The sequence below is a fragment of the Vibrio sp. V31_P5A7T61 genome (assembly GCF_009904895.1).
GTDB lineage: Bacteria > Pseudomonadota > Gammaproteobacteria > Enterobacterales > Vibrionaceae > Vibrio > Vibrio metschnikovii.
Window position 1 is genome coordinate 153,562 of record NZ_WXWI01000022.1, and the last position, 26,895, is coordinate 180,456.

The following is a 26,895-nucleotide window of genomic DNA, read 5'->3' on the forward strand; positions in this document are numbered from 1 at the left end:
CCATCACCTTAAAAAAGACCGTAGAAAATCGCAGTTAACAAGCAGTAGCGAAGCATTTTCCCAACCAGAATCATGCAAAAGACCACGCTACCACGCATTCTTAACCACCCTGCAGCTAAACAAAGTGGATCACCAATAATCGGTAGCCAACTGAATAATAATGCCCAATAACCATGTTTGTTTAGCCACTTTAACGCATTATGACCCTGTTTTTCCTGTTGAGTTCGGTTTGGAAGCAATAAACCTAACCAATAATTCGTCATACCTCCGAGCGAATTACCAAGCGTTGCGATCAAAATGATCAACCATGGAGAGTATTGACCAAGAGCAAGTGTTGCGATGAGTACGGCTTCAGAGCCACCAGGCAGTAAGGTAGCACTCAGAAAACTAACAACAAACAATACCCAAAGTGCAGAAGTAGAAAACAGCTCCGCCAAATAAGCAAAGCTGGTATTAAACAGTTCTAGCATTGCATATTAAGCAAGATTTTACCTCGCGTGTGTCCAGTGGCGATTTGCTCATGTGCTTGTTGTACTTCTTGCAGAGGATAAATACGCTGAATTTCTATTTTCAACAATCCAACCCCAACCATATATAGCATGGTATCTAACTGTTCAGGATTAGGGTCAACCAACATACCGCAAGCGTCAAAACCCAGTAATTTGGCTTTTTCACAGATAAGTTCAGCGCTAATTGTCGGCACTGTGACCACTCTGGCGGCATCTTTCAAACATTTAAGAGCATCGAGAGCAGCATCGCCACCAACAAGATCGATCAAGACATCAACCTCTTCCAAACGCTGAGAAACAGGAGCAAATTGATAGTTAATCGCATGGGCACCTAATGTGGCAAGATAATCTAGATTAGCTTCACTGCAAGTGGTATAAACTTCGGCTTTCGTAGCTAGCGCTATCTGTAAAGCAATATGCCCAACGCCTCCTGCACCGGCAAGGATCAAAACGCGATCGCTCTCTTTAATCTGGGCTTTACTTAAGGCTTGAGCCGCGGTTTGTCCAGCTAATGGTAATGCAGCGGCAGCTTCTAAAGTCACCGAGTCAGGTACGATACTAAGATCTTTTTCTGCAACACAGACATATTGACTATAACCGCCGCCTCGCAGTGGAAAACCAATAAAGCCGGCTACATTCATCCCTTGCCGCAACTCGTCAACTCCTGGGCCAACGTTGACAATTCGTCCTGATATATCGTAACCCGGTACCCAAGGTAGCTTATCTTTATTTTGCTCTGCAGCCCAACCTAAACCGGCGCGAGTTTTGATATCAATAGGATTCACACTGGCAAAAGCAACTTTGACCAATACCTCCCCTTCTTGTGGCTCTGGAATGCTTGATGATTGAATCGCGAGCACTTCTGGCCCACCGAATTGGGTAATGACGATCTGCTTATTGTCCATGTCCTCGGTTCCTATTGCTAGCAAGTAAAAAGAGATGCCGAAGCATCCCTTTGAATATATATCATTTTATAACAGATTGTGAACTATATCTCCCCGAACGGCTTGGTGAGAATGACCTCAACATTAGGGCTTAAGCGCTTCATGCTTAGGGTGAATGGTATGAGATCATCCAACCAAGGCAAGCAATACTCCAGCAGCAACGGCTGATCCTAGCACCCCTGCCACGTTCGGCCCCATCGCATGCATCAACAAAAAGTTTTGCGGGTTGGCCTCTAAACCAACTTTATTGACCACTCGAGCAGCCATGGGGACTGCAGAAACACCAGCAGCACCGATCAGGGGATTGATATCTTCTTTAGAAAATTTATTGAGCAATTTGGCCATCAATACACCGCCAGCAGTACCAATACTGAAAGCGACGGCACCAAGCAATAAAATCCCCAGCGTCGAAACATTAAGAAATTTATCCGCTTGCAGTTGAGACCCAACCCCCAAACCTAAGAAGATAGTCACGATATTAATCAGCTCATTTTGCGCTGTTTTTGATAATCGCTCCACCACTCCCGCTTCACGCATTAAGTTACCTAAGCAGAACATGCCAACTAAAGGCGTGGCAGCAGGAAGAAATAAGATTGCCATCAACAACACTAATAACGGAAAAACTATTTTTTCACGTTTACTGACGTGTCTCAGTTGTGCCATCTTAATTTGACGCTCTTTTTCCGTGGTCAACGCTCTCATGATCGGCGGTTGAATGATCGGCACCAGCGCCATATAGCTATAAGCAGCAACGGCAACGGCCCCTAATAAATCCGGAGAGAGTTTACTGGTCAAAAAAATCGCGGTTGGACCGTCAGCCCCACCAATGATCGAGATAGAAGCGGCATCTGCCATGGTAAAACTGATCCCCGGCACATAATTGAGTAGAATGGCCCCAAATAAGGTAGCAAAAATCCCAAACTGCGCCGCAGCACCCAGCCATAACGTTTTCGGGTTTGCAATTAAGGCACCAAAGTCGGTCATGGCTCCGACACCAAGGAAAATCAATAAAGGGAAAATCCCCGATGCAATACCAATGTTATAAACGTAATAGAGTAATCCGCCAGGATCGGTAAAACCAGCGTTAGGAATGTTGGCTAAAATCGCCCCAAAACCAATCGGGAGCAATAATAACGGTTCAAACCCCTTACGAATGGCTAAAAATAGCAATCCCACGCCAACCAAAATCATGATTAATTGGCTGAGTTCAAAATTAGCAATCCCGGTTTCATTCCATAGAGTCAATAATCCATCCATGTGATAACCCTTATGCCAGACTTAAGATTGGCGTACCAACAGAGACGCTATCGCCTTCTTTGACATGCAGCACTTGAACAACCCCGTTACGTGCAGCACGCACTTCTGTCTCCATTTTCATTGCTTCTAAAATGACTAATACATCGCCTTCAACCACTTCACTTCCCGGCTGAACTTGAACTTTAAAAATATTACCCGCGAGCGGAGCTGGCACTGCCTCAGCCGTTGATGCCAAAGCAGCCGCTTGAGGAAAAGCTTGAGTCGCCACGGAGGTCAGTTGTCCCTGAGGGCCAACTTCGACTTGATAAATCTGACCATCAACTTTAACGCTGTAAGTCTCGACACCTTTTTGCATGACCTCACTAGGTCGATTGTCTGTCGATACAGAAGGCTGAGACTCAACGCTTGGTGCGGGTTCAAACGCTGACGCATCGCCACGATGTTTTAAAAACTTCAAACCCACCTGAGGGAAAAGGGCATAAGTCAGTACATCATCGACGGTATCCTCAGCGAGAGATATCCCCTCAACCTTCGCCTTCTCTAATAACTCGCTCGTTAAGTTAACCATCTCGGCTTGTAAAAGATCCGCAGGGCGACAAGTGATCGGTTGCTCACCAGCGAGTACTTGTTGCTGCAGTTGATGATTGACCTCGGCAGGTGTCGCGCCATATTCCCCTTTCAACACTCCAGCCGTTTCTTTGGTAATACTTTTATAACGCTCTCCAGTTAAAACGTTAATCACCGCTTGAGTGCCGACAATTTGTGAGGTAGGAGTGACCAAAGGGATATAACCGAGATCATGGCGTACTCTTGGGATCTCTTGCAGAACTTCATCAAGACGATCAGCCGCCCCTTGCTCTTTTAACTGACTCTCCATATTGGTCAACATACCACCGGGAACCTGAGCAATCAGGATCCGTGAATCAACCCCTTTTAATTGCCCCTCAAATTGAGCGTACTTTTTACGTACTTCACGGAAATAGGCAGCAATTGGCGCTAATTGCTCGAGATTAAGCTGTGTATCACGCTCTGTCCCTTGCAGCATCGCAACAACCGTTTCCGTAGGTGTATGACCATAGGTTTGACTCATCGACGAAATCGCGGTATCCAGAATATCTACCCCAGCTTCAACCGCTTTAATCGCGGTTGCCGTCGACAGCCCAGTGGTTGCATGGCAATGCAAGGCTAGAGGCACTGCGCAAGACGCCTTAATCCGCGAAATCAGTTCTTCCGCTTCATAAGGTTTCAGTAGCCCAGACATATCTTTAATACATAAAGAGTGACAGCCGAGATCTTCTAAACGTTTCGCAAGATCGACCCATGTCTGAGTATTGTGAACTGGGCTAGTAGTATAAGAAAGTGTCCCCTGAGCATGAGCCCCGACGTCAATCGTTGCTTTGACTGCTTGTTGAAAATTACGTACATCGTTCATCGCATCAAAAATACGAAATACGTCCATACCATTGGCATGGGCACGCTCAACAAATTTCGCTACGACATCATCGGCATAATGACGATACCCCAACAGATTTTGACCGCGTAGTAACATCTGCATCGGCGTATTAGGCATCGCTTTTTTTAATGCTCGTAAACGATGCCAAGGGTCCTCACCAAGAAAACGAATACACGCATCAAATGTCGCACCTCCCCATGTTTCCAGTGACCAGTAACCGATCTTATCTAACTCTGCCGCAATCGGCAGCATATCTTCCAAGCGCATACGAGTCGCAAATAATGACTGATGCGCGTCACGTAGGACCACATCGGTAATAGCAAGTGGTTTAGACATGCTGATTAACTCCTTTTAATTCTTACTGTTGGATTGCTGAGTGTCGGTATTGGTGCACCGCAGCAGAAATCGCCGCAACCACCTGAGGGCTTGGAGTTGTGACTGAAGAGGCACTTTTATTAACAGGAACTGGCGTCGTTGCTGGCAATGCTTCATCGCGAAGACATGTCGACATCAGTCGAACCAGATAGACTAAAATAGTTAAAAAAATAAAGACCACCGCCATTCCTGTACCCATTAAGGTTGCGGCATCGATAAGCAGGCTTCCAATATCAATCATCTTGCTTCCTTTCTCTGTCATCCTGACAATCTGCTTGAGAAATTATATTGACGGCTACAGCGTCTTGGCCTCACTTAGAGCATTATCATTGGTGATAAAAATGCCTATCAGCGATTGAGATGACTTACTCAAAGCTTAGATACAAGTGAGGTGAATAAGGATTATCTCGACTGGTGGAAAATTGTCAATTTGCTTTAAACATCTTTGACCTAATCGAGACGTTCAAGTCATAGAAGCGTCACATGAATCACATAAACGAGTGTAATATTCGCTAAAAACGGCAGGGATTATGATCAAAATTACGAACTTGGCGAGTTTTCATCGCTCAATAGGCGATATTGACATCAATTGCATAAAGCACTTATTGAAAACAAAGAGTTGTAAATTAAAACAATAAAAATTGTTAATAAGAAGTTAAAAAGAGAGGCAATAAAAAACCCCGCTTAAGCGAGGTTTTCATAATATGGCGCGCTCAGGAGGATTCGAACCTCCGACCGCCTGGTTCGTAGCCAGGTACTCTATCCAGCTGAGCTATGAGCGCGCAGATTTTTACTTATTCATTCGCATGGTTAGCCCATGAAAACCAGTGATTACTCACCGTAATATGGCGCGTCCTGGAGGATTCGAACCTCCGACCGCCTGGTTCGTAGCCAGGTACTCTATCCAGCTGAGCTAAGGACGCAGACTAATGATTATTATCACCAGTTTAATAATATGGCGCGCTCAGGAGGATTCGAACCTCCGACCGCCTGGTTCGTAGCCAGGTACTCTATCCAGCTGAGCTATGAGCGCGCAGATTTTTACTTTATTCATTCGCATGGCTAGCCAATGAAAATCGGTGATTACTCACCGTAATATGGCGCGTCCTGGAGGATTCGAACCTCCGACCGCCTGGTTCGTAGCCAGGTACTCTATCCAGCTGAGCTAAGGACGCAAGACTAATGATTATTATCACCAGTTTAATAATATGGCGCGCTCAGGAGGATTCGAACCTCCGACCGCCTGGTTCGTAGCCAGGTACTCTATCCAGCTGAGCTATGAGCGCGCAAAAGTGATTTTCACCACTAACTACTTCTTTTAAAACAAAAATGTTGACCCGAGGTCAACAAATGGCGATGAGGGAGGGATTCGAACCCTCGATACGGCTACAAACCGTATACTCCCTTAGCAGGGGAGCGCCTTCAGCCTCTCGGCCACCTCACCACATGTTCACATTCCAAAAGAAATATGGCGCGTCCTGGAGGATTCGAACCTCCGACCGCCTGGTTCGTAGCCAGGTACTCTATCCAGCTGAGCTAAGGACGCGCTGTCGCTTATTGTATAAATTTCTTTATATTCGTAAGCACCACAAGATGGCGATGAGGGAGGGATTCGAACCCTCGATACGGCTACAAACCGTATACTCCCTTAGCAGGGGAGCGCCTTCAGCCTCTCGGCCACCTCACCGTCTTGCGGAGGCACATATTACGATTTACCCAAAATATGTCAAACACTTTCTTGGTAAAAAAAACAAAAACCACATCAACCGTTGGCAATTTAACCAAAGCGTCGAGAATTTACGCTTTAGAAAAACTCTAGCTAAAAACAAACACCTAAATAATATCATCCACAGATGACGCAATCGTAGTCAAAAACACACGACTCTAATTACCCTTCCAGTCCGTCAAAAACCAGAAAGGCTGACATTAGTCAGCCTTTCTCAGTTCAATAATTAGTAGTTGCCAGGTGTGGCAGTACTATTACCTTTTTCAGCTTGAATGCGCATGTAGATTTCTTCACGGTGCACAGACACCTCTTTCGGAGCATTCACACCAATACGTACTTGGTTACCTTTTACGCCCAGAACTGTTACGGTTACTTCATCACCGATCATCAGTGTTTCGCCAACGCGGCGAGTCAAAATTAGCATTCTTTGCTCCTTGAGTATTCTCTGTATTATCTTGCAACAACACTATTATCTACTAAAAGTTATATTTTCGTAAACTCTCTACTCTCTAAATCAGCCTAAAAAGGCTTGTTTAGCCTGAAACTGCAATAAAGTATCCGAATGAATATAAGCTTCGTGCAAAATATTAGCCGCACTATCAACCTTGTCCGGCGCAAGCATTAACATTAACGAGTGTGAGGTGTTAGAAACATAATGCACATTAATACCGTTTTCGGCTAATAATGTACAGGCATGATCCATCAAAGCAGGGGCTTGCAAACCAACTGTCGTTAGTAAACTCACCTGCTCACTATTACGGATTTTATCGCGGAACACCAGATCCAACTTCGCATAAGCATCGCGTTTTATGACTACGCCTGCCCATTCTGTCTCCTCGATCACATTCCACAGTTCAATCGCTAGCATCTGACATTGTTTAATTAAGCCAGCTAAGCTATCGTGAGGAACAGTGACTAAAGCCATATCGCGCTGTATTGCTACGCCACAGACCCTTTGTGTCCCAACCTCACCCTTAATTAAACTGCCATGATTAACATCGAACGTCGATAACACTCGTAAAGGCACTTGATGCTTCCATGCATATTGTACGCAAGGTAAATGCAACACTTTAGCGCCTTTACGCGCCATCTCTTCCATAGATGGGAAATCTATCACGTCTAGTTTTTTAGCAGTAGGTACCACTCGTGGATCACAAGTGTACACACCATCAACATCCGTGAATATTTGACACTCATCAGCTCTCAGTGCTCCCGCGAGTGTTACTGCACTCGTATCGGAGCCCCCTCGTCCTAAAGTGGTGATATCCCCATTATCATTAATACCTTGAAAACCAGCCACTATCACAATCTGATCTTGCTCTAGTAGCTCTGTAATCGTTTGAGTATCAATGTTCTTAATCGTTGCGTCATTGTGTTGATTATCCGTCACAATCTTCGCCTGAGCTCCGGTTAGTGAGCGTGCTGCATAACCCAATTTATTTAAGGTCATTGCCAGCAGTGCCATCGACACTTGCTCACCAGCAGAGAGCAAAACATCAAGTTCTCGAGCAGTAGGAACGCTATCGATTTGTTGGGCGAGGCCCAATAAACGATTGGTTTCTCCTGACATTGCCGAAACGACAACAACAACTTGATTACCATCATTCTTCGCTTTAATGATGTGCTCGGCTACGGTATGCATTCTTTCAATTGAACCAACCGACGTTCCGCCGAACTTTTGCACGATAAGGGGCTTTTTCACCAGTATTCACCTTCCCAAGACCAAAGTCTCATTAGGTCCAAACAATATCATAATCAACCAGTACACTAATCAACCTATTGATTATTCGTTTGGAGAGTATAAACGACAAAACCAAGTGAGTAATTGGTTACGGTTAAAATAACGTCAATTACACCACTTGGTTAACCAGATAAAGTTACGCTCAATCAAAAAATAGTGATTGAGCGTAAGTTATCATTACTTTATAAACGCTCAGCAATCCAAGCGTCTACCGACTCTAAAGCCAATGGCAATGCCTGTGCATCGCTCCCTCCAGCTTGTGCCATGTCGGGACGACCACCACCTTTACCACCGACTTGCTGGGCAACGAGGTTAACCAGCTCCCCCGCTTTGACTTTGGCGGTCAGATCGTTAGTCACGCCAGCAATTAAACCAACTTTGTCGTCAGCAACATTACCAAGCAAAATAATCCCGCTACCTAATTGGTTTTTAAGCTCATCCACCATACCACGTAAGGCTTTATTATCAGCGCCATTCAATTGCGCCACGAGGACTTTAACACCGGCGATTAATTTAACCTGATCGATCAAGTTGGCACTGGCTTGTGAAGCAAGCTTATCTTTCAGTTGCTGGATTTCTTTTTCCAGTTGCTTAGTTTTTTGCATCGCTTCCGATAATTTCTCTTCGTACTTGTGCTGCTGAGTTTCCAATGCATCCAGTGCGGTTTCACCCGTTACAGCTTCAATACGACGAATCCCTGCAGCAATCCCCCCTTCAGAGAGAATCTTAAATAGGCCAATATCACCGGTATGTGACGCATGAATACCACCACATAATTCGGTCGAAAAATCACCCATCGACAAGACACGAACTTGTTCATCGTATTTCTCGCCAAACAGCGCCATAGCGCCTTTTTGTTTAGCGGATTCGATGTCCATCACATGAGTTTCAATCACATGATTCAAGCGAATTTGCGCGTTGACTAAACGTTCAACTTGCTTAATTTCTGCTGCGGTCATGGCTTCTAAATGAGAGAAATCGAAGCGCAAATTTTCGGCTCTAACCAGTGAACCTTTTTGGGTCACATGCTCACCGAGTACTTGACGTAAAGCGGCGTGCAATAAGTGGGTCGCTGAGTGATTGAGTGAGATCGCATTGCGACGTTTTTCATCCACCAGAGCTTCAACATGATCGCTACTGGCTAATACGCCTTCTTGCATCACACCATAATGGGCAATGGCATTACCTAATTTCTGGGTATCGTCGACTTTAAACACACCCGAAGCGGTTCTCAGTAAGCCAGCATCACCGCATTGACCGCCAGATTCAGCATAAAACGGCGTTGTTTCCAAAACAACGATCGCTTTATCACCTGCTGATAGCGCCGAAACTTCTTGGCCATCGACGAATAATGCAGATACCGGACTCATTTGCTGGGTCGCGCTATAACCGCAGAATTCCGTTTCTCCATCCACCTTAATCATGCTGTTGTAATCGGTGCCAAAATTGCCTGCATCGCGCGCACGCTGACGCTGCTCTTCCATCGCCGCTTCAAAGCCTTCTTCATCAATGGTGAAACCACGCTCACGCGCAACATCATTGGTTAAATCCGCCGGAAAGCCGTAAGTATCATAGAGTTTGAATACAGTTTCACCATCTAAAACCGAACCTTCAACCGCATCCAATGCATCGTTGAGAATCGCCATACCGCGCTCTAATGTACGACCAAAGTTTTCTTCTTCGATACGCAGTACTTTTTCCACTAAGGCGTGCTGTTTTTTAAGCTCTTCGCCAGCGCTGCCCATTACCTCGGCTAACGGTGCTACGAGCTTATGGAAGAAAGCCCCTTGTGCTCCTAATTTGTTACCATGACGAACTGCACGGCGAATGATGCGGCGCAGGACATAACCACGACCTTCATTCGACGGCATCACACCATCAACAATCAAAAAGGCACAAGAGCGAATATGGTCCGCGACAACACGTAATGATTGATTGGTCAGGTCTTGGTAACCAATCACTTCTGCCGCGGCTTTGATTAACGCTTGGAAGACATCGATCTCATAGTTGGAATGAACTCCCTGAGTGATCGCCGAAATACGCTCGATACCCATTCCGGTGTCAACCGAAGGCTTAGGTAGCGGTTCCATTTTCCCATCAGCGTGGCGATTAAACTGCATAAAGACCACGTTCCAAATTTCAATAAAACGATCGCCGTCTTCTTCAGCTGAACCTGGAGGACCACCCCAAATATGCTCGCCATGATCGTAGAAAATTTCCGTACAAGGACCACAAGGTCCGGTGTCACCCATTTGCCAGAAGTTATCAGACTCGTAAGCTTTACCGCCAGGCTTGTCGCCAATACGAATAATACGATCTTGTGGAATGCCAATTTGCTGATGCCAAATATCAAACGCTTCATCGTCGGTTTGATAAACGGTGACCAATAGACGCTCTTTAGGAAGCTTAACCACTTCGGTTAAAAACTCCCACGCATACTGAATGGCATCTTCTTTGAAATAATCGCCAAAACTGAAGTTGCCTAGCATTTCAAAAAAAGTGTGGTGACGAGCAGTGAAGCCAACGTTTTCTAGATCGTTGTGTTTACCACCAGCACGAACGCAGCGCTGAGCTGTCGTAGCGCGAGTATAGGCGCGTTTTTCTAGGCCTAAAAAGCAGTCTTTAAATTGGTTCATCCCAGCATTAGTGAATAGCAGGGTCGGATCGTTTGCAGGCACCAATGACGAACTGTCAACGATTTGGTGTCCTTTACTTTCAAAGAATGAGAGGAACGCGCGGCGAACCTCATCGGTGCTCATAAACATGCAGCTCTTCCTGAATGACTCAAGTTAGAATTTTGCGTATTGTAAAGCATGGATAAGGCTTCGCCTAGTTTTCTTAAATAAAAGCCGCTGATGGCAATAAAAAAGAGGCGTGATAGACGATTAATTAACGTTTAGTTTGTCTCTTCTTGATCACTCAAAGCGTAGTGAATCTGTTCAAAGCTGAATCCTCGAGACTGCAAAAATCGCACCCGCTTTGCCTGTTCTTTGGCTTCAATCGCAGGTTGAACTTTAAACTTCCTCTCTGCTAGCTGTTTGGCGAGTTCAAACCAATCGGGGGCAAGCTGCTCTAACGCGATATTAACCACGTCATCGGCAACTCGATTTTGCTGCAATAACTGACGAATTCTCCGCTCACCATGGCCTTTGTTCATGCCTTGGCGAATAGCACTTAAGGCATAACGTAAATCATCAAGATAGCCATAGTCTTGGCAATACATCATCACCGGTTGTATCTCTTCACGGCTAAAACCCTTAAGGAGTAATTTTTGGATAAGCTCGTATTCGCTGTGATCTCGACGCGACAAGATTCGAAGAGCGGTTTCTTTAGGATGACTCGGTGATGAGGCACTTTTATTTCGATTGGGATAGCGCGAGGATGAAGGGCAATGCATCGATTTAGCTCCAAATAAGAAAGCCCTGCAAAGCAGGGCTTAAAGATAGGTCAGGGATTAGATTACAGCTCTTCTTCCTGCTCAGGTATGACACCAAATTCAGGCTCATCAAGCGGAACTTGTTCAGGGCTGAGTAGCATCTCACGCAATTTGCTATCAATCGCCTTGCTGGCTTCAGGATGCTCACGCAAAAACTTACAAGCATTGGCTTTACCTTGGCCAATTTTATCGCCATTGTAGCTGTACCAAGCACCGGATTTTTCAATCAGCTTATGTTTAACCCCTAAATCGACCAACTCGCCCTCACGGTTAAACCCTTGTCCGTACATGATTTGAGTATTGGCTTCTTTAAACGGGGCGGCGATTTTATTTTTAACGACTTTAATGCGGGTTTCATTACCCACCACTTCTTCGCCTTCTTTAATCGCGCCTGTACGACGAATATCTAAGCGAACCGAAGCGTAGAACTTAAGCGCATTACCACCCGTTGTGGTTTCTGGGTTGCCAAACATCACGCCAATTTTCATCCGAATTTGGTTGATGAAAATACACATACAGTTCGACTGCTTCAAGTTACCTGTCAGCTTACGCATCGCTTGAGAAAGCATACGAGCTTGGAGGCCCATGTGGCTATCACCCATTTCACCTTCAATTTCGGCTTTCGGTGTTAGCGCAGCAACAGAGTCAACGACGATGACGTCGACCGCACCAGAACGCGCCAGTGCATCACAAATTTCCAGTGCTTGTTCACCAGTATCTGGCTGAGAAACAAGTAGATCGTTGATCTTCACACCCAGCTTCTGAGCATAAATAGGATCAAGAGCGTGTTCAGCATCAATAAACGCACAGGTTTTACCTTCACGTTGTGCAGAAGCAATTAACTCAAGAGTTAAAGTTGTTTTACCCGAAGATTCAGGACCATAAACTTCAACAATCCGCCCCATCGGTAAACCGCCAGCACCCAAGGCGATGTCGAGAGAAAGAGAACCGGTTGAAATCGTCTCGACATCCATCGTGCGGTTATCACCCAGCAGCATGATAGATCCTTTACCGAATTGCTTTTCAATTTGACCAAGCGCTGCGGCTAAGGCTTTTTGTTTATTCTCGTCCATTACTTTCTCCAGACTGTCACCTTACGGTGAAAGGTTTCGCGATTGAGTGCGACGTTATCGTCAACTTGCCACTTATTATACTGTTGATTCATACAGTGTCCAGAGCTGTATGAAGATTTTTGCGCCTCAGCTCAAATCGTTGAAGATAAATGGTCACTGATGATTAGCAACGCATGGATGATCGCCTGCTCGCGAACACTCGCCCTATCTCCTTGAAAATAAACCGTTTCCACCCTCTGCCAACCTTGGTTACTCGCCCAAGCAAAACATACGGTGCCGACGGGCTTGTCATCCGTCGCCCCTGATGGCCCAGCGATACCACTGATCGCTACTCCGATGGTCGCCTGTGAATGCAATAGTGCTCCGTGGACCATTTCCACGACCACCGGTTCAGAAACCGCGCCATATTCAAGCAACGTTTGTGAACGCACACCGAGCATCTCTTGTTTAGCTTGATTACTGTAAGTGACAAAAGCGCGATCAAACCAAGCCGAGCTGCCTGCGGTATCGGTGATGGCAAAGGCAACACCTCCGCCCGTGCACGATTCAGCGCTAGTCATCATTTGCTGAGCAGCCAATAACTGCTGCCCGACTTGTTGGCTTAGTGCGACGATGTGATTCATGCTACCCCTACTTATTTTTAATCCAACCACCCAAACATCATAAAACATAATGGGCACCATTCGGTACCCATTGCTTCACACCACACCGTCATGATGACTCTTAAATTTCAAACATTAAACTGTCTGCATCAAGGAACGGCCAGCGAATCACCTGAGGAGACTGACTCTGTTCGTCAAAAAAATACCCCACCTGTGGCGTAGCAAATACTTTGTCACCGCGAGCAATAGGCTGTTCATTTAAAGCGCGATGAGTCAGTTTCGCTTCCCATGGTTCAGGGCTTTGCCAACCAATAGGCGCAAGCTCGACTCGAACCTCTGCACCAACAGGATTAATCGACAAAACTTCACAAGGTAAACACGCTTGACTGTTCTCTTTGAGAGAAACACTCAACTCATGACTACGAACGTAAAGCGTCCCAGTTTGTTGAATCGCTCTCTGCTGAGGCGGCAAAATAAAAGCCTGCTCATTTTTCCAATGGGGATCCTGCCACTGAGCAGGAAAAACATTTACATTACCAAAAAAGTCGAACACAAAACGACTGTTTGGCTCAGCGTATAACTGAACAGGGGTATCGACTTGTTCGATTCGACCATTACTCATCACCACCACACGATCCGAAAGCTCCAAGGCTTCATCTTGATCGTGGGTGACGAAAACGCTGGTAAAGCCGAGCTCATCATGCAAACTGCGTAGCCAGCGACGTAGCTCTTTACGAACTTTGGCATCGAGCGCACCAAACGGCTCATCCAATAACAACACTTCTGGTTGAGTGGCCAATGCTCGAGCTAACGCGATACGCTGTTTTTGTCCACCTGACAACTGCTCTGGATAGCGATCGGCCAAATGACCAAGTTGAACAATCTCAAGCAGTTGTTTGACTCGTCGAGCGATTTCAGTCGACGTTGGACGCTGACGACGATCCATCACTTGTAAACCAAAGGCCACATTATCCGCAACCGTCATATGCCGGAACAGGGCGTAATTTTGAAATACAAACCCAACTCGGCGTTCACGAACATGAACATGGGTGACATCACGATCACGAAAATGAATGTGTCCAGTATCCGCCCCTTCCAAGCCAGCGATAATACGCAATAAAGTGGTTTTTCCTGAGCCAGATGGGCCTAGTAAGCCTATCATTTCGCCATCATCAATGTGTAAAGAGAGCGGTGATAAAGCCTGAAATGCTCCAAAGTTTTTGGAAATATTATCTAAACGAATACTCATACCGTCTCTTGCTCACTCTTGGTTTTGCTTTGATTATGTTCTTGTCGCCACTCAACAATCGCTTTTAACACTAATGTTAACAAGGCGATAAACGCCAGTAATGACGCACTCGCGAACGCCGCTTGTGATTGGTAATCTTCATACAAGACTTGGACATGCAAAGGAAGGGTATTGGTCTCACCACGGATATTGCCAGATACCACCGCCACTGCACCAAATTCGCCAATCGCTCTGGCGTTGGTTAATATCACCCCGTAAATAAGGGCCCATTTTATGTTCGGCAACGTCACTCGACGAAACAGTTGCCACCACGATGCGCCCAAAATCACCGCCGCTTCTTCATCCGAACGGCCTTGCTGTTGCATCAGAGGGATCAGCTCTCGGGCAACAAATGGGCAGGTAACAAACACCGTGACCAATACGATACCCGGCCAGGCAAACATCACTTGTAAATCACGCTCAAACAGCCATTCACCTAACCAGCCGTTACTGCCATAGAGCAGTAAATACAACAAACCTGCAACGACGGGAGAAACGGCAAATGGAATATCAATGATCGTGGTCAGTACTTTACGTCCTGGAAATTCAAAACGCGTGACCGCCCAAGCGAGCAACACCCCAAACACCAAATTAATAGGCACCGTCAACAGGGCAACCAATAACGTCAAACTGATCGCATGGCGCGTATCGGGTTCGAGTAAATGACCAATGTAAGCCGATAAACCACTTGCGAACGCTTGCTGAAAAATACTGACTAATGGGATCACTAAAAGTAAAGTGACCCAAAATAGCGCCAATCCAATCAGGCTCCATTTCACCCAAGGCGTTTCACCGACTCGTTTCGGCTGTAATCCTTTCATCGCCTTTTCCTTAACGCCCATGAATACGACGTAAATAAGCACCTTGCCATACATTGATCGTCAACAGTAATAACAAAGAAGCAAGTAGCACCACCGAAGCAATCGCGCTCGCCGCAGGAAAATCAAATTCTTGCAAACGCACAAAAATCATTAATGACGTAATTTCACTCACATAAGGCATGTTGCCAGCAATGAAGATCACCGCGCCAAACTCCCCTAAACTGCGCGTAAATGAAAGCGCGACACCAACCAGCAGAGCGGGCTTTAACGACGGCATGATCACTCGCCAAAACACCGCTCGATCCGTCGCACCAAGGGTCATACCGGCTTCTTCCTCCTCTTTAGAAATCTCTTCTAACACAGGCTGAACCGTACGAACCACAAAAGGCAAACTGGTAAACACCATTGCTAATACAATCCCTAAAGGGGTGTAAGCGACCTTGATCCCGAGTTCACTAAGCACACTTCCTACCCATCCATTGGTTGAGTACAGCGTCGCTAAGGTTATTCCTGCCACTGCCGTGGGGAGCGCAAAGGGTAAGTCGACTAACGCATCCAGGATCCGTTTGCCATAAAAGTCATAACGAACCAAAACCCAAGCCAGCAATAGTCCTAGCAAGCCATTAAATAACGAGGCAATCAACGCGGCTACAATGGTAACTTTATAACTGGCCACCACTCTTGGGTCGGCGATCACCTGCCAATATTCTGCCCAAGACATATTGCTGGTTTGGATAATTAAGCCACTCGCCGGCAGTAATAAAATTAAACTGATAAAAAATAGTGAGGTCCCGAGACTGACCCCAAAACCGGGCAATACTCGTTTATGACGTGGTCGCGTGAGAGAACGGCTCATAAACCCTCTGCAAAAACTTAAGCGTAAGTAAAATAGCCACTGAGTTAGATTAGTAAAACTAAGTGGCGAATAATCGGTTAACGACGTTGTAGCTGATCCAGTTTAGCGCCATTGGCAAAATGGTCTTGCATGGCTTTTTCCCAACCACCCGCAATAGTCTCTACCGTTAATAATTCGACATCAGGAAAACGATCGGCAAACTCGGCTTTCACTTTTTCATCATGGATTCGATAGCTGAAACCAGCCAATAAACGCTGTGCCTCTTCGCTGTATAAGTAAGAGAGGTATTCGTGAGCAACCTCATAAGTGCCTTTACGTTTAGCGGTACGCTCGACAACCGCTACCGGAAATTCAGCCAAAATAGAAGTTTTAGGCACCACGACTTGATAATCATCCATACCGTACTGCTGACGAATATTATTAACTTCAGATTCAAAAGTAATCAATACGTCCCCAAGGCCACGCTCAACAAAAGAAGTGGTTGCCCCTCGACCTCCGGTATCAAATACCGCGACATTAGCAAGAAACTGTCTTAAAAATCGGTCTTGTTCGGCTTGATTATCGACACCAAATTCTTGCTGGGCAAAACCTAACGCGGCCAAATAGGTGTAACGCGCATTACCGGAAGTTTTTGGATTCGGGAATACGGATGACACATCGTCGCGAGCCAAATCATCCCAGTTCTGAATATTTTTCGGGTTACCTTTGCGAACTAAAAATGCGGTTGTTGAATAATAAGGTGAGCTCGCATTAGGAAATTTATCTTGCCAATTAGCGTCGATTAATTTTCCCCGATCATGCAGAACTTGGACGTCGGTAACTTGGTTGAAAGTCACCACATCCGCTGCAAGCCCTTGTAAAATAGAACGAGCTTGAGCGGAAGAACCGCCATGAGATTGGCGTATTTCTACCGTTTGCCCAGTTTTTTCTTGCCAATGCTTAGCAAATAGCGGGTTATAAGCATTGAAAAGCTCACGAGCGATATCATACGATGAGTTAAGAATGGTTTGATCGGCGGCTGAAACATTGAATGTTCCAACCATGAGTAATGTGGCTAACGCCGACTTAATAAACTTCATATTTGATACTCCACAATTCCCGTTGCCAGCATGGCTTCCTGTTGCTTAGAGTATTAGGTAAATGGATTATAACAAAGCTTATTAATAGAACTTTTTGGAATAAAATCTAGCAATAAATTGTATGTCGATTAAACCGTCAGTTTTATAATAGACAGATGACCGAAGTGTGATAAAACAGCTTAGTCTGAACGACACCTCCATCACTCAGACAACCAGCGGTGTACTGCTTAATCAAAAGATAAATGACTAAGGATAAACATGTGACTGATTTTCCAACCATTGAAGCGTATGTCGGACAAACGCCATTAGTTCGTTTACAAAGATTAGCTCAAGATAGCTCGAGCACCGTTTTAGTCAAACTGGAAGGCAACAATCCGGCAGGTTCAGTCAAAGATCGTCCGGCATTGAATATGATTGTTCAGGCTGAGAAGCGCGGTGATATTCATCCTGGAGATAGGATCATCGAAGCCACCAGTGGTAATACAGGCATCGCCTTAGCCATGGCTGCCGCGATTAAAGGCTACAAAATGACCTTAATCATGCCTGATAACGCAACCCAAGAGCGTAAAGATTCCATGCGTGCCTACGGCTGTGAATTAATTCTGGTCAGTAAAGAACAAGGCATGGAAGGCGCTCGTGATTTAGCTCTGCAAATGCAAGCCCAAGGTCAAGGCAAAGTGCTGGATCAATTTAATAATCCAGATAATCCCTTGGCGCACTTTCAGTCAACCGGACCCGAAATTTGGCAGCAAAGCCAAGGACTGATTACTCATTTTGTCTCTAGCATGGGGACAACCGGCACCATCATGGGTACGTCACGTTATCTTAAACAGCAAAACCCGCAAATCCAAATCATCGGCCTGCAACCGTCTGAAGGCAGCTCGATACCTGGAATCCGCCGCTGGCCAAAGGAGTATCTACCGGGGATTTTTGAACAGTCTCGGGTCGATGTGGTGATGGATATCAGCGAACAGGATGCTGTTCAAACGGCGCGAGCATTAGCGACTCAAGAAGGGATCTGCGCTGGTGTAAGCTCTGGGGGCTCCGTATTTGCCGCGTTACAAATCGCTAAACAGAACCCGGGGGCAGTGGTTGTCGCAATCGTCTGTGATCGCGGCGATCGTTATCTCTCTTCTGGTCTATTTTCTTGAAACCAAAAGAGTATTTTTAAATGACATGATGAGCCTGTTCATCATGTCATTCACTACCTGCCCCATCGGTTGATTGCTCATTAATAGTGAAGTTTGTTATCCTCTGCGGCTGAGTTGTTGACGCTCAGAACAAACAACTGGCTAACCGAGTAACTAATACCATGAGTACATCCAACGCTTCTTGCATCGAGTCTTCCTCATCTCATACCCCGATGATGAGGCAGTATCTTAAACTCAAAGCAGAAAACCCCGATATTTTGCTGTTTTATCGCATGGGTGATTTTTATGAACTGTTTTATGATGATGCAAAACGTGCCTCGCAATTATTAGATATCTCTCTCACCAAACGCGGCGCTTCTGCCGGTGAACCAATCCCCATGGCTGGCGTACCTTATCATGCTGTGGAAGGCTACTTAGCCAAACTAGTGCAGTTGGGAGAATCCATCGCTATTTGCGAGCAAATAGGCGATCCGGCGACCAGTAAGGGGCCGGTTGAACGCAAAGTGGTACGCATTATTACCCCTGGCACCATCACTGACGAAGCCTTATTGTCTGAGCGTAGCGATAATTTGATTGCGGCGATTTATCATCAGGGCGGTAAATTTGGTTATGCTACCTTGGATATCACCTCTGGCCGTTTTCAACTCTCTGAACCAGATTCGGTAGAATCAATGTGCGCTGAACTGCAACGCACCGCACCGCGCGAATTGCTCTTTCCTGAAGATTTTAGCCCTGTACAGGTTCTAGCCAATCGCAAAGGTAACCGACGCCGCCCGATTTGGGAATTCGAACTCGACACCGCAAAACAACAGTTAAATCAACAATTTGGCACTCGTGACTTGGTAGGTTTTGGTGTAGAAAAAGCCAAACTCGGTTTATGTGCAGCGGGCTGCTTAATTCAATACGTAAAAGATACTCAGCGCACCGCCCTACCCCATATTCGTGCTCTGACTTTTGATCGCCAAGATCAATCGGTTATTTTAGATGCAGCGACTCGTCGTAACTTAGAATTAACCCAAAATTTAGCGGGCGGACAAGAGCACACCTTAGCTGAAGTCTTAGATCACTGTGCAACCGCGATGGGCAGCCGTATGCTCAAACGTTGGATTCACCAACCTACGCGTCATATCGACACCATCAATCAACGTTTGGATGGGATAACCGAGCTCAAACAAGACGCGCTATTTGCTGAACTTTCCCCAATATTAAAACAAATTGGCGATATCGAGCGTATCTTGGCTCGTTTAGCACTGCGCTCTGCTCGCCCACGTGATTTAGCTCGCCTGAGAAATGCGCTGCAGCAGTTACCTGAGCTCAACCAGCAAATGGCGTCGCTTAGACATCCGTATTTATGTCAATTACGTCAAGATGCCCAGCCCATTGAAGTGCTCTCCCAACTGCTGGAACGAGCGATAAAAGACAACCCTCCAGTGGTGATCCGTGATGGTGGCGTGATTGCTGATGGTTATGATGCGGAACTGGACGAGTGGCGTAAATTAGCCGCAGGTGCTACCGAGTATCTCGATCAATTAGAAGCCGATGAACGTGAACGTCACGGCATTGACAGCTTGAAAGTCGGTTACAACAATGTCCACGGCTTTTATATCCAAGTCAGCCGCGGACAAAGCCAACTGGTGCCACCGCACTATGTTCGTCGCCAAACCTTAAAAAATGCTGAGCGCTACATTATTCCTGAGCTCAAAGCACATGAAGACAAAGTATTAAATTCCAAATCAAAAGCTTTAGCATTAGAGAAACAGCTTTGGGAACAATTGTTTGATCTGTTACTGCCTCACTTAGAGTGTTTGCAAACGTTAGCTTCAGCCCTTTCACAGTTGGACGTACTACAAAATTTAGCCGAAAGAGCAGAAAGCTTGGATTATTGTCGACCAACCTTAACCGAGAATATTGGCTTACAGATTCAAGCCGGTCGTCATCCGGTGGTTGAGCAAGTGATGAACGATCCCTTTATTGCTAACCCAATCACGCTCCACCAGCAACGTAAAATGTTGATCATTACCGGGCCGAACATGGGGGGTAAATCGACCTATATGCGCCAAACCGCCTTGATCGCCTTGATGGCACACATGGGCAGTTATGTCCCAGCGCAATCGGCGACGATTGGTTTGTTAGATCGGATTTTCACTCGGATTGGCGCCTCTGATGATCTGGCTTCAGGTCGTTCCACGTTTATGGTCGAAATGACCGAAACTGCAAATATCCTACATAATGCAACCCAGCATAGTTTGGTATTGATGGATGAGATTGGTCGAGGCACCAGCACTTATGATGGGCTCTCTTTAGCGTGGGCCAGTGCCGAATGGTTAGCCACCAAAATTGGAGCCATGACCCTATTTGCTACTCACTATTTTGAGTTAACTGAACTGCCCAGCACTTTACCGCACTTGGCGAATGTTCATCTCGATGCGGTTGAGCATGGTGAAAACATCGCCTTCATGCACGCCGTACAAGAAGGGGCGGCCAGTAAATCCTACGGTTTAGCCGTCGCGAGCTTAGCGGGCGTACCTAAGGCTGTGATTACCAATGCCAAAAATAAACTCGCACAGCTTGAGCAACAGCGAGAGACGACCAAGAAACCATCAGCATCACTGGCTATAACTGATCAAATGAGCTTAATTCCTGAACCAAGTGAAGTTGAACAGCTACTCGCCGGTATTGATCCCGATGAGCTGACGCCACGTCAAGCATTAGAAGCCCTATATCGCTTAAAAAAATGCTTATAGATACAGCAGTATTAAAGCAAAAAGGCACCATCGAGGTGCCTTTTCTACATCATTAAAGCCAATTAATTGTCGTTATCGACATTAAACAAAGCTTCCATATTCAGCCCTTGTTTAACGAGGATCTCGCGTAGGCGACGTAAGCCTTCTACTTGGATCTGTCTGACTCGCTCACGGGTAAGATTAATTTCTCGCCCAACTTCTTCCAGCGTTGAAGGTTCATAACCCAGTAATCCAAAACGGCGCGCTAAGACTTCTTTTTGCTTTGGATTGAGCTCATCGAGCCAATTAAGCAAGGATAAGCGGATATCTTCATCTTGAGTCGATACTTCCGGATCAGAGTGATTAGAGTCTGGCAGAATATCCAACAATGCTTTATCGCCATCGCCACCAATCGGAGTATCAACAGAACTGATCCGCTCATTCAAACGTAGCATTTTATTGACATCTTCAACTGGCTTGTCCAGCTCAGCGGCAATTTCTTCTGCCGTAGGTTCATGGTCCAAACGCTGTGAAAGTTCACGTGCTGTGCGCAAATAGATATTGAGCTCTTTGACGACATGAATCGGTAGACGAATGGTACGAGTTTGATTCATCAGCGCCCGTTCGATGGTTTGACGAATCCACCACGTGGCATAAGTCGAAAAACGAAAACCTCGTTCTGGATCAAATTTTTCAACGGCTCGGATCAAGCCTAGGTTGCCTTCTTCAATCAAATCGAGCAACGCTAGACCACGGTTACTGTAACGGCGAGAGATTTTCACCACCAAGCGTAAGTTACTTTCAATCATTCGCTTGCGCGCGGCCTCATCACCACGTAATGCACGTCGAGCGTAAAGGACTTCTTCTTCGGCGGTTAAAAGGGGTGAAAAACCAATTTCACTCAAATACATCTGTGTTGCATCTAAGCTTTTGCTCGATGCATCGTATTCTTCTTTGAGGTTAGTGGCGGATAGTTGCTCAACGTCAGACTCCGCTGCGTTGATAACTTCAGGGTCAAAATCAAAATCTTCGACTTTAGTGACTGAATTGCTGATACTCATAACGCCTCCCCTGGCGAGCTAGCAAGACATTACAACTTCAAATGTCGGCTACATAACTCATCACAAGCATGTTTATGGTAAGTAGCGTTGTGGATTCACTGGCTTACCTTGATAACGAATTTCAAAATGTAAGCGAACACTGGTGGTTCCTGAGCTGCCCATGGTCGCGATTTTTTGACCAGCAGTTACATTCTGACCTTCTTGAACCAGCAGTTGATCATTATGAGCATAGGCACTCAGATAGTCATCATTGTGCTTAATAATGATCAAATTGCCGTAGCCGCGTAGCGCATTACCTGAATACACCACCGTCCCAGCCGCGGTAGAAACAATCGATTGACCTCGCTGACCTGCAATATCAATACCTTTGTTTCCTTGATCTCCTGCGGAGAAACCTTTAATTACTCTCCCTTTGGTTGGCCATAGCCACTTAGCGATTTTATCGTTATTTTGTGTCGGTTTAGTGACAGGCTGATTAGTAACATTTACTTTGGGTGTAGTTTCAACATACCTGTTTGTTTTCGGTTGTTCAATAGGCGTTGTAGGTGATTTGTTGACCGTTGTAGGGGGTTTCTTACTGTTTTGAGAGATCGATACAGGATTAGAGTCTTTGCTCTTCACGGACACCGAGGGAGCGATAACAACAGGTGCTGGTACAGCCACAGGTGTCGACGCCGAAGCAACGCTACCAACCGAACTGACATTCGCTTTAGGCCGAGGTCCTGCACCCGTTCCCGCATAAGCCGGAGGTGTATACACTGGTCCCCATAAACGCAGCTTTTGTCCAGGGTGAATCACATAAGGCGCTTGCAGGCGATTAAAACGGATAATATCGTTAACATCTTTGTCAGTAATATAAGAGATAAAGTATAAGGTATCGCCTTTTTTTACCTCATAGTAACTGCCTCGATAACTGCCACGAGGTATTGAGTTATAGTCTTTGTTCAGCCCCGAAACTGGCGCAGGAGTGTTAACCGCACAACCAAACAGTAAGCAGCACAAACCAATCAGCCATCCATTTCGACACTGCCGCTTTTTCATTAAGCTAATTCACCTGCCACTAAAGGTACAAAACGTACCGTTTCTACGCTTTGAGTTATCCATTCATCACCTTGACGAATAATACACAGCAATTGCTGCTCTTCCTCTCCGACTGGAATCACTAAACGGCCACCATCGGTTAACTGCTCAAGTAAAGCTTGCGGAACAATCGGAGCGGCCGCCGTGACGATAATCGCATCAAAAGGCGCTTTAGCCGCCCAGCCTTGCCAGCCATCGCCATGTTTAGTTGAGACATTATAAATATCCAATTGTTTCAAACGGCGTTTCGCTTCCCATTGTAAAAATTTAATACGTTCAATCGAAAAAACGTGATCAACCAATTGAGCAAGTACCGCCGTTTGATACCCCGATCCGGTGCCAACTTCTAAAACTCGGCTATGTGGCTTTAAAGACAATATTTGGGTCATTTTGGCCACAATGTAAGGTTGTGAGATCGTTTGTCCAAGACCAATCGGTAACGCATGGTTATCATAAGCTTGATGCATCATCGCTTGTGACACAAACCGCTCTCTCGGCAAAGCGTGGATGGCCGATAATACCGCTTGATCATCAATTCCTTGCCGCACTAAATACTCAATCAGTTTATCCGCCTTAGGATTACTCATCTTTTATACCTTTAACCACGTCGCCATTGCACCGAGCGACTCATGAGCAGTTAAATCAACCAGTATCGGCGTCACTGACACACATTTTTGCTCAACCGCATAAAAGTCGGTGCCTTCTCCCGCGTCTTGCTCTCTTCCTGGAGGTCCGAGCCAGTAGATCTCATGCCCTCGTGGATCTTTTTGTTTGATCATACTTTCAGCATGATGACGAGCACCAAGTCGGGTGACTTGCGTTCCGGTTAATTGATCAAAAGGAACATCTGGGATATTTATATTAATCAATCGATTCGTTGGAATGGGTGAGGATAAGTGCTGCAAGACGATTTGACGAGCAATCTTACCTGCTGTCGCAAAATGGGTATTACCGACCAAAGAGAAGGCAATCGACTGTACGCCCAGAAAATGCCCTTCCATGGCCGCAGCAACCGTCCCAGAATAAAGCACATCATCCCCTAAGTTAGCTCCATGATTAATCCCGCTTAATACTAAATCGGGTAAATCATGTTTGAGTAATTCGTTAAGAGCAAAATGAACGCAGTCGGTTGGCGTGCCTTGTACAGAATAGGTATTCGGCTCAATTTTTGTTACTCGTAATGGTTGCTCTAAAGTCAGAGAATTTGAGGCACCTGAGCGATTTCTATCCGGAGCAACAATGATAATCTCAGCCAAATCGGCTAATGCATAAGCCAGCGCCCGAATACCTTCGGCATAGACTCCATCATCATTACTCAATAAAATTTTTAATTTTTTATTAGTCATAAACTCGTTCAACTGGAATTTCTTCAATTAATTCACGGACGATAGAGGTCGCAAAGCTGCCCGCATCCAAAGTAAAGCTAAGCAATATATTATTATTGTCGACTTGCCACTGAAGCTGCTGAGGATGTAAAGCAATCACTCGTCTGTCGTGACGCATCCGGTTGCCGCGAATCAGTTTCATTAGATCCGGCTCTGCATCGAGTGCTTGTTGCTCTAAGGCTTGCGCAGCACCTTGAGTGGGTAGAGCATTATCTCCCGCCAGTGCCGCGGTAATTTGGACTTTCTGATCAGCTAACTGTTGATTGAATTGCGTCAGTTGATCGTCGCTAACCAGTTCAGAGACTCCGTCTTTTAATGCTATATCACCCGCAATAAAAGACTCAAAACATCCAGACTGAATTCGAGCAGAGACGATATGGTTAAAAATCCACGAACGGGCAGCAGATAAATACAGACTACGTTGATTTTGATTACGAGAGCGCACATTGTCACGCCCCCAACGCCGCGCTTCATGGAGATTGTTGCCATCTTTACCAAAGCGTTGTTGACCAAAATAGTTAGGTACGCCCTGATCAGCAAGCACCTGCAAACGCTGCACAACATTATCGATATCGCTCACTTCACTGAGCGTCAATTCAAAGTGATTGCCCTGCAAATCACCGGGACGCAACTTTTTATGATGACGAGTCATCGCCAGCACTTGAATACTTGGGTATTGCTTTTCAAATGCAGTCAAATTCGGTAATTTTCCATCTGGAAGATAGACACTGAGCCATTGTTCTGTCACAGCATGTCGGTCTTTGAGTCCTGCCCAGCCGATATCTTTAGATTTTACACCACACGCCTTGGCCAGTTCATTCGCAACAAAACTGGTATTTTCTCCGGTTTTCCTAATGCACACCATGACGTGCTCACCTTCACCAGAAAAGGAATACCCTAAATCTTCGGTGACTTTAAAGTGCTCTGGTCGTGCTTTAATTTTTGCTTTCGCCGTCGGCTGACCACATAAGTAGGCCAGAGAAGAGAGAAGATCAGTCATTTTTTATTCCAATATCTGCCTACTCAACGCTCGTTAACGAAAACCTGAATTCATGGTAGGCAGTGAATGTATCCCATCGCTATCGTTCGATAACAATCTAGGAGTAAGATAAACAGACGGTATACGACTCGCATTCGATCATGCAGAGCGTTCACCAAGTCTTAAGCTTTTATTAATAATACCACGGCTTCGCAAGCGATCCCTTCTTTACGGCCAGTAAAGCCTAACCGTTCGGTGGTGGTTGCTTTGACATTAATGTTACTCGTTGCTGTTTGTAAGTCCTCAGCGATCACTTGACACATCGATTCAATATAAGGCGCCATTTTCGGCGCTTGAGTAATCAGCGTAATATCGGCATTGCCCAACTGATACCCCTGTTTGAGAACACGTTGATATACATCGCGCAGTAAAGCTCGACTATCAGCACCTTTCCATTGCTCATCCGTATCGGGAAAATGACGGCCAATATCACCGGCGGCAATCGCGCCTAAAAGCGCATCACACAAAGCATGCAACGCCACATCACCATCAGAGTGAGCAATCAGGCCCTGCTCATAAGGGATAGAAACACCGCCAATTATCACCGGGCCTTCACCGCCAAATTTATGCACATCAAAACCGTGGCCAATACGTATCATGCTGTTTCCTTTTTTCGACTTAAATAAAACTCAGCCAATGCCAGATCTTCTGGCTGAGTAATTTTAATATTATCCGCTCGCCCGCTCACTAAGCCTGGAGACAAACCTTGCCACTCAAAAGCAGAGGCTTCATCGGTAATGATCGCCTTTTGTTCTAAGGCTTGTTGTAGCGCCTGTAATAAAGGCTGACAACGAAACATCTGCGGCGTTAGCGCATGCCATAACGCTTGACGTTCAACGGTTTGTGAAATATTACCGTCCCCGTCGCCACGCTTCATCGTATCGCGGACAGGGCTAGCAAGTATCGCCCCTACCGGATGAGATAATGCGCGCTGAATTAACTGCGTAATATCACGCTCAGTGACGCAGGGTCTTGCCGCATCATGCGCCATCACCCATTCGCCTAATTGCTGTTCATCCACCAAACGTAGCGCGTTGAGTACCGACTCTGCACGCTCTTTTCCGCCATTGACCACCTTCACTCGGGGATGACTTGCTAATGATAAGGAAGAAAAGTAAGGGTCTTGCTGACTGATAGCAATAACAACCTGTCCTATCTGTGGGTGAGCCAATAACTGCTCAACCGTATGCTCTAATACCGTTTTTCCATTAAGCAGGAGATATTGCTTAGGACGATCAGCCTGCATTCGACTACCAATCCCAGCGGCGGGAACAATGGCGGTAATTAATGGAACGT

The 26,895-nt window shown here is 45.9% G+C and carries 24 protein-coding genes and 8 tRNA genes; 2 read left to right on the forward strand and 30 right to left on the reverse strand.

Annotated features, from left to right (window positions below):
* Positions 1 to 8: 8 nt before the first annotated feature.
* The 23 genes from CAG58_RS04595 to cysP all read right to left on the reverse strand — a co-directional run bounded on the left by CAG58_RS04595 (position 9) and on the right by cysP (position 17,160).
* Positions 9 to 470: a YqaA family protein gene (locus tag CAG58_RS04595; protein ID WP_154169141.1), complete on the reverse strand. Its 462-nt coding sequence runs from the start codon at positions 468 to 470 to the stop codon at positions 9 to 11.
* Positions 464 to 1,414, reverse strand: a complete 951-nt coding sequence (locus tag CAG58_RS04600; protein WP_154169143.1) for an NADP-dependent oxidoreductase — start codon at positions 1,412 to 1,414, stop codon at positions 464 to 466. The genes CAG58_RS04595 and CAG58_RS04600 overlap by 7 nt, the downstream gene beginning before the upstream one ends.
* Positions 1,415 to 1,579: 165 nt before the next feature.
* Positions 1,580 to 2,710 (reverse strand): sodium ion-translocating decarboxylase subunit beta, encoded by a 1,131-nt coding sequence (locus CAG58_RS04605; RefSeq protein ID WP_004395985.1) that lies wholly within the window; start codon positions 2,708 to 2,710, stop codon positions 1,580 to 1,582.
* Positions 2,711 to 2,720: 10 nt separating this feature from the next.
* A complete protein-coding gene (gene oadA / locus CAG58_RS04610) occupies positions 2,721 to 4,499 on the reverse strand; it encodes a sodium-extruding oxaloacetate decarboxylase subunit alpha (protein WP_161425091.1) in 1,779 nt (592 codons plus the stop codon).
* Positions 4,500 to 4,521: 22 nt separating this feature from the next.
* The gene (locus CAG58_RS04615) at positions 4,522 to 4,779 is read right to left on the reverse strand and encodes an oxaloacetate decarboxylase subunit gamma (RefSeq protein WP_040904689.1); all 258 of its coding nucleotides are present in this window, start codon (positions 4,777 to 4,779) and stop codon (positions 4,522 to 4,524) included.
* 464 nt (positions 4,780 to 5,243) lie between these two features.
* Positions 5,244 to 5,320, reverse strand: a tRNA-Arg gene (locus tag CAG58_RS04620).
* A gap of 64 nt (positions 5,321 to 5,384) precedes the next feature.
* Positions 5,385 to 5,461: transfer RNA gene (locus tag CAG58_RS04625), tRNA-Arg, on the reverse strand.
* A gap of 33 nt (positions 5,462 to 5,494) precedes the next feature.
* Positions 5,495 to 5,571 (reverse strand) — tRNA-Arg (locus tag CAG58_RS04630).
* 65 nt (positions 5,572 to 5,636) lie between these two features.
* Positions 5,637 to 5,713 (reverse strand) — tRNA-Arg (locus tag CAG58_RS04635).
* Positions 5,714 to 5,747: 34 nt separating this feature from the next.
* A tRNA-Arg gene (locus CAG58_RS04640) sits at positions 5,748 to 5,824 on the reverse strand.
* A gap of 65 nt (positions 5,825 to 5,889) precedes the next feature.
* A tRNA-Ser gene (locus CAG58_RS04645) sits at positions 5,890 to 5,982 on the reverse strand.
* Positions 5,983 to 6,007: 25 nt separating this feature from the next.
* Positions 6,008 to 6,084: transfer RNA gene (locus CAG58_RS04650), tRNA-Arg, on the reverse strand.
* 48 nt (positions 6,085 to 6,132) lie between these two features.
* Positions 6,133 to 6,225: transfer RNA gene (locus CAG58_RS04655), tRNA-Ser, on the reverse strand.
* Positions 6,226 to 6,490: 265 nt separating this feature from the next.
* Positions 6,491 to 6,688, reverse strand: coding sequence for a carbon storage regulator CsrA (gene csrA / locus CAG58_RS04660; RefSeq protein ID WP_115152690.1), 198 nt, complete (start codon positions 6,686 to 6,688; stop codon positions 6,491 to 6,493).
* Positions 6,689 to 6,778: 90 nt separating this feature from the next.
* Positions 6,779 to 7,966 carry an aspartate kinase gene (locus tag CAG58_RS04665; RefSeq protein ID WP_158137833.1) on the reverse strand — a complete coding sequence of 396 codons (1,188 nt, stop codon included), beginning with the start codon at positions 7,964 to 7,966 and terminating at the stop codon, positions 6,779 to 6,781.
* A 221-nt stretch (positions 7,967 to 8,187) separates the two neighbouring features.
* Positions 8,188 to 10,770 carry an alanine--tRNA ligase gene (gene alaS, locus CAG58_RS04670; RefSeq protein ID WP_161426418.1) on the reverse strand — a complete coding sequence of 861 codons (2,583 nt, stop codon included), beginning with the start codon at positions 10,768 to 10,770 and terminating at the stop codon, positions 8,188 to 8,190.
* A gap of 131 nt (positions 10,771 to 10,901) precedes the next feature.
* Positions 10,902 to 11,402 (reverse strand): recombination regulator RecX, encoded by a 501-nt coding sequence (recX, locus tag CAG58_RS04675; RefSeq protein WP_154169153.1) that lies wholly within the window; start codon positions 11,400 to 11,402, stop codon positions 10,902 to 10,904.
* A gap of 62 nt (positions 11,403 to 11,464) precedes the next feature.
* On the reverse strand, positions 11,465 to 12,514 hold the full coding sequence (gene recA / locus CAG58_RS04680; protein WP_072668909.1) for a recombinase RecA: 1,050 nt from the start codon (positions 12,512 to 12,514) through the stop codon (positions 11,465 to 11,467).
* A gap of 131 nt (positions 12,515 to 12,645) precedes the next feature.
* Positions 12,646 to 13,137 (reverse strand): CinA family protein, encoded by a 492-nt coding sequence (locus CAG58_RS04685; RefSeq protein WP_161426419.1) that lies wholly within the window; start codon positions 13,135 to 13,137, stop codon positions 12,646 to 12,648.
* A 100-nt stretch (positions 13,138 to 13,237) separates the two neighbouring features.
* Complete coding sequence (locus tag CAG58_RS04690) at positions 13,238 to 14,365, reverse strand: sulfate/molybdate ABC transporter ATP-binding protein (protein ID WP_154169157.1); 1,128 nt, start codon at positions 14,363 to 14,365, stop codon at positions 13,238 to 13,240.
* Positions 14,362 to 15,225, reverse strand: coding sequence for a sulfate ABC transporter permease subunit CysW (gene cysW / locus CAG58_RS04695; protein WP_004395993.1), 864 nt, complete (start codon positions 15,223 to 15,225; stop codon positions 14,362 to 14,364). Before cysW ends, CAG58_RS04690 begins: the two co-directional genes overlap by 4 nt.
* A 10-nt stretch (positions 15,226 to 15,235) precedes the next feature.
* On the reverse strand, positions 15,236 to 16,081 hold the full coding sequence (gene cysT / locus CAG58_RS04700; protein ID WP_158144272.1) for a sulfate/thiosulfate ABC transporter permease CysT: 846 nt from the start codon (positions 16,079 to 16,081) through the stop codon (positions 15,236 to 15,238).
* Between the two features lie 77 nt (positions 16,082 to 16,158).
* Complete coding sequence (cysP, locus tag CAG58_RS04705) at positions 16,159 to 17,160, reverse strand: thiosulfate ABC transporter substrate-binding protein CysP (RefSeq protein WP_154169161.1); 1,002 nt, start codon at positions 17,158 to 17,160, stop codon at positions 16,159 to 16,161.
* Positions 17,161 to 17,420: 260 nt separating this feature from the next.
* Here cysP and cysM point away from each other — a divergent pair, with 260 nt between their 5' ends.
* Positions 17,421 to 18,311, forward strand: coding sequence for a cysteine synthase CysM (gene cysM / locus CAG58_RS04710; RefSeq protein WP_158137831.1), 891 nt, complete (start codon positions 17,421 to 17,423; stop codon positions 18,309 to 18,311).
* 161 nt (positions 18,312 to 18,472) lie between these two features.
* A complete protein-coding gene (mutS, locus tag CAG58_RS04715) occupies positions 18,473 to 21,055 on the forward strand; it encodes a DNA mismatch repair protein MutS (RefSeq protein WP_158137829.1) in 2,583 nt (860 codons plus the stop codon).
* Between the two features lie 62 nt (positions 21,056 to 21,117).
* On the opposite strand, the gene rpoS is transcribed toward mutS, so the two are convergent.
* The 7 genes from rpoS to ispD all read right to left on the reverse strand — a co-directional run bounded on the left by rpoS (position 21,118) and on the right by ispD (position 26,884).
* Positions 21,118 to 22,095 (reverse strand): RNA polymerase sigma factor RpoS, encoded by a 978-nt coding sequence (gene rpoS / locus CAG58_RS04720; protein ID WP_161425567.1) that lies wholly within the window; start codon positions 22,093 to 22,095, stop codon positions 21,118 to 21,120.
* Positions 22,096 to 22,167: 72 nt separating this feature from the next.
* Positions 22,168 to 23,136, reverse strand: a complete 969-nt coding sequence (nlpD, locus tag CAG58_RS04725; RefSeq protein WP_161425568.1) for a murein hydrolase activator NlpD — start codon at positions 23,134 to 23,136, stop codon at positions 22,168 to 22,170.
* Complete coding sequence (locus CAG58_RS04730; RefSeq protein WP_004395999.1) at positions 23,136 to 23,762, reverse strand: protein-L-isoaspartate(D-aspartate) O-methyltransferase; 627 nt, start codon at positions 23,760 to 23,762, stop codon at positions 23,136 to 23,138. Before CAG58_RS04730 ends, nlpD begins: the two co-directional genes overlap by 1 nt.
* 3 nt (positions 23,763 to 23,765) lie before the next feature.
* The gene (gene surE, locus CAG58_RS04735) at positions 23,766 to 24,521 is read right to left on the reverse strand and encodes a 5'/3'-nucleotidase SurE (RefSeq protein WP_161425569.1); all 756 of its coding nucleotides are present in this window, start codon (positions 24,519 to 24,521) and stop codon (positions 23,766 to 23,768) included.
* Entirely contained in the window at positions 24,514 to 25,560 is a 1,047-nt protein-coding gene (truD, locus tag CAG58_RS04740; RefSeq protein ID WP_154169167.1) for a tRNA pseudouridine(13) synthase TruD, read from the reverse strand. The genes surE and truD overlap by 8 nt, the downstream gene beginning before the upstream one ends.
* 161 nt (positions 25,561 to 25,721) lie before the next feature.
* Complete coding sequence (gene ispF, locus CAG58_RS04745; RefSeq protein WP_161425652.1) at positions 25,722 to 26,198, reverse strand: 2-C-methyl-D-erythritol 2,4-cyclodiphosphate synthase; 477 nt, start codon at positions 26,196 to 26,198, stop codon at positions 25,722 to 25,724.
* Positions 26,195 to 26,884 (reverse strand): 2-C-methyl-D-erythritol 4-phosphate cytidylyltransferase, encoded by a 690-nt coding sequence (gene ispD / locus CAG58_RS04750; RefSeq protein WP_154170699.1) that lies wholly within the window; start codon positions 26,882 to 26,884, stop codon positions 26,195 to 26,197. Before ispD ends, ispF begins: the two co-directional genes overlap by 4 nt.
* Positions 26,885 to 26,895 lie beyond the last annotated feature (11 nt).

Coding starts and splice junctions, on each gene's coding strand:
- recX (WP_154169153.1), bottom strand. CDS start 11,402: ATGCATTGCCCTTCATCCTCGCGCTATCCCAATCGAAATAAAAGTGCC.
- CAG58_RS04595 (WP_154169141.1), bottom strand. CDS start 470: ATGCTAGAACTGTTTAATACCAGCTTTGCTTATTTGGCGGAGCTGTTT.
- cysP (WP_154169161.1), bottom strand. CDS start 17,160: ATGAAGTTTATTAAGTCGGCGTTAGCCACATTACTCATGGTTGGAACA.
- CAG58_RS04600 (WP_154169143.1), bottom strand. CDS start 1,414: ATGGACAATAAGCAGATCGTCATTACCCAATTCGGTGGGCCAGAAGTG.
- alaS (WP_161426418.1), bottom strand. CDS start 10,770: ATGTTTATGAGCACCGATGAGGTTCGCCGCGCGTTCCTCTCATTCTTT.
- csrA (WP_115152690.1), bottom strand. CDS start 6,688: ATGCTAATTTTGACTCGCCGCGTTGGCGAAACACTGATGATCGGTGAT.
- ispF (WP_161425652.1), bottom strand. CDS start 26,198: ATGATACGTATTGGCCACGGTTTTGATGTGCATAAATTTGGCGGTGAA.
- CAG58_RS04615 (WP_040904689.1), bottom strand. CDS start 4,779: ATGATTGATATTGGAAGCCTGCTTATCGATGCCGCAACCTTAATGGGT.
- nlpD (WP_161425568.1), bottom strand. CDS start 23,136: ATGAAAAAGCGGCAGTGTCGAAATGGATGGCTGATTGGTTTGTGCTGC.
- CAG58_RS04685 (WP_161426419.1), bottom strand. CDS start 13,137: ATGAATCACATCGTCGCACTAAGCCAACAAGTCGGGCAGCAGTTATTG.
- cysT (WP_158144272.1), bottom strand. CDS start 16,081: ATGAGCCGTTCTCTCACGCGACCACGTCATAAACGAGTATTGCCCGGT.
- mutS (WP_158137829.1), top strand. CDS start 18,473: ATGAGTACATCCAACGCTTCTTGCATCGAGTCTTCCTCATCTCATACC.
- cysW (WP_004395993.1), bottom strand. CDS start 15,225: ATGAAAGGATTACAGCCGAAACGAGTCGGTGAAACGCCTTGGGTGAAA.
- oadA (WP_161425091.1), bottom strand. CDS start 4,499: ATGTCTAAACCACTTGCTATTACCGATGTGGTCCTACGTGACGCGCAT.
- surE (WP_161425569.1), bottom strand. CDS start 24,521: ATGACTAATAAAAAATTAAAAATTTTATTGAGTAATGATGATGGAGTC.
- CAG58_RS04730 (WP_004395999.1), bottom strand. CDS start 23,762: ATGAGTAATCCTAAGGCGGATAAACTGATTGAGTATTTAGTGCGGCAA.
- CAG58_RS04605 (WP_004395985.1), bottom strand. CDS start 2,710: ATGGATGGATTATTGACTCTATGGAATGAAACCGGGATTGCTAATTTT.
- CAG58_RS04690 (WP_154169157.1), bottom strand. CDS start 14,365: ATGAGTATTCGTTTAGATAATATTTCCAAAAACTTTGGAGCATTTCAG.
- truD (WP_154169167.1), bottom strand. CDS start 25,560: ATGACTGATCTTCTCTCTTCTCTGGCCTACTTATGTGGTCAGCCGACG.
- recA (WP_072668909.1), bottom strand. CDS start 12,514: ATGGACGAGAATAAACAAAAAGCCTTAGCCGCAGCGCTTGGTCAAATT.
- rpoS (WP_161425567.1), bottom strand. CDS start 22,095: ATGAGTATCAGCAATTCAGTCACTAAAGTCGAAGATTTTGATTTTGAC.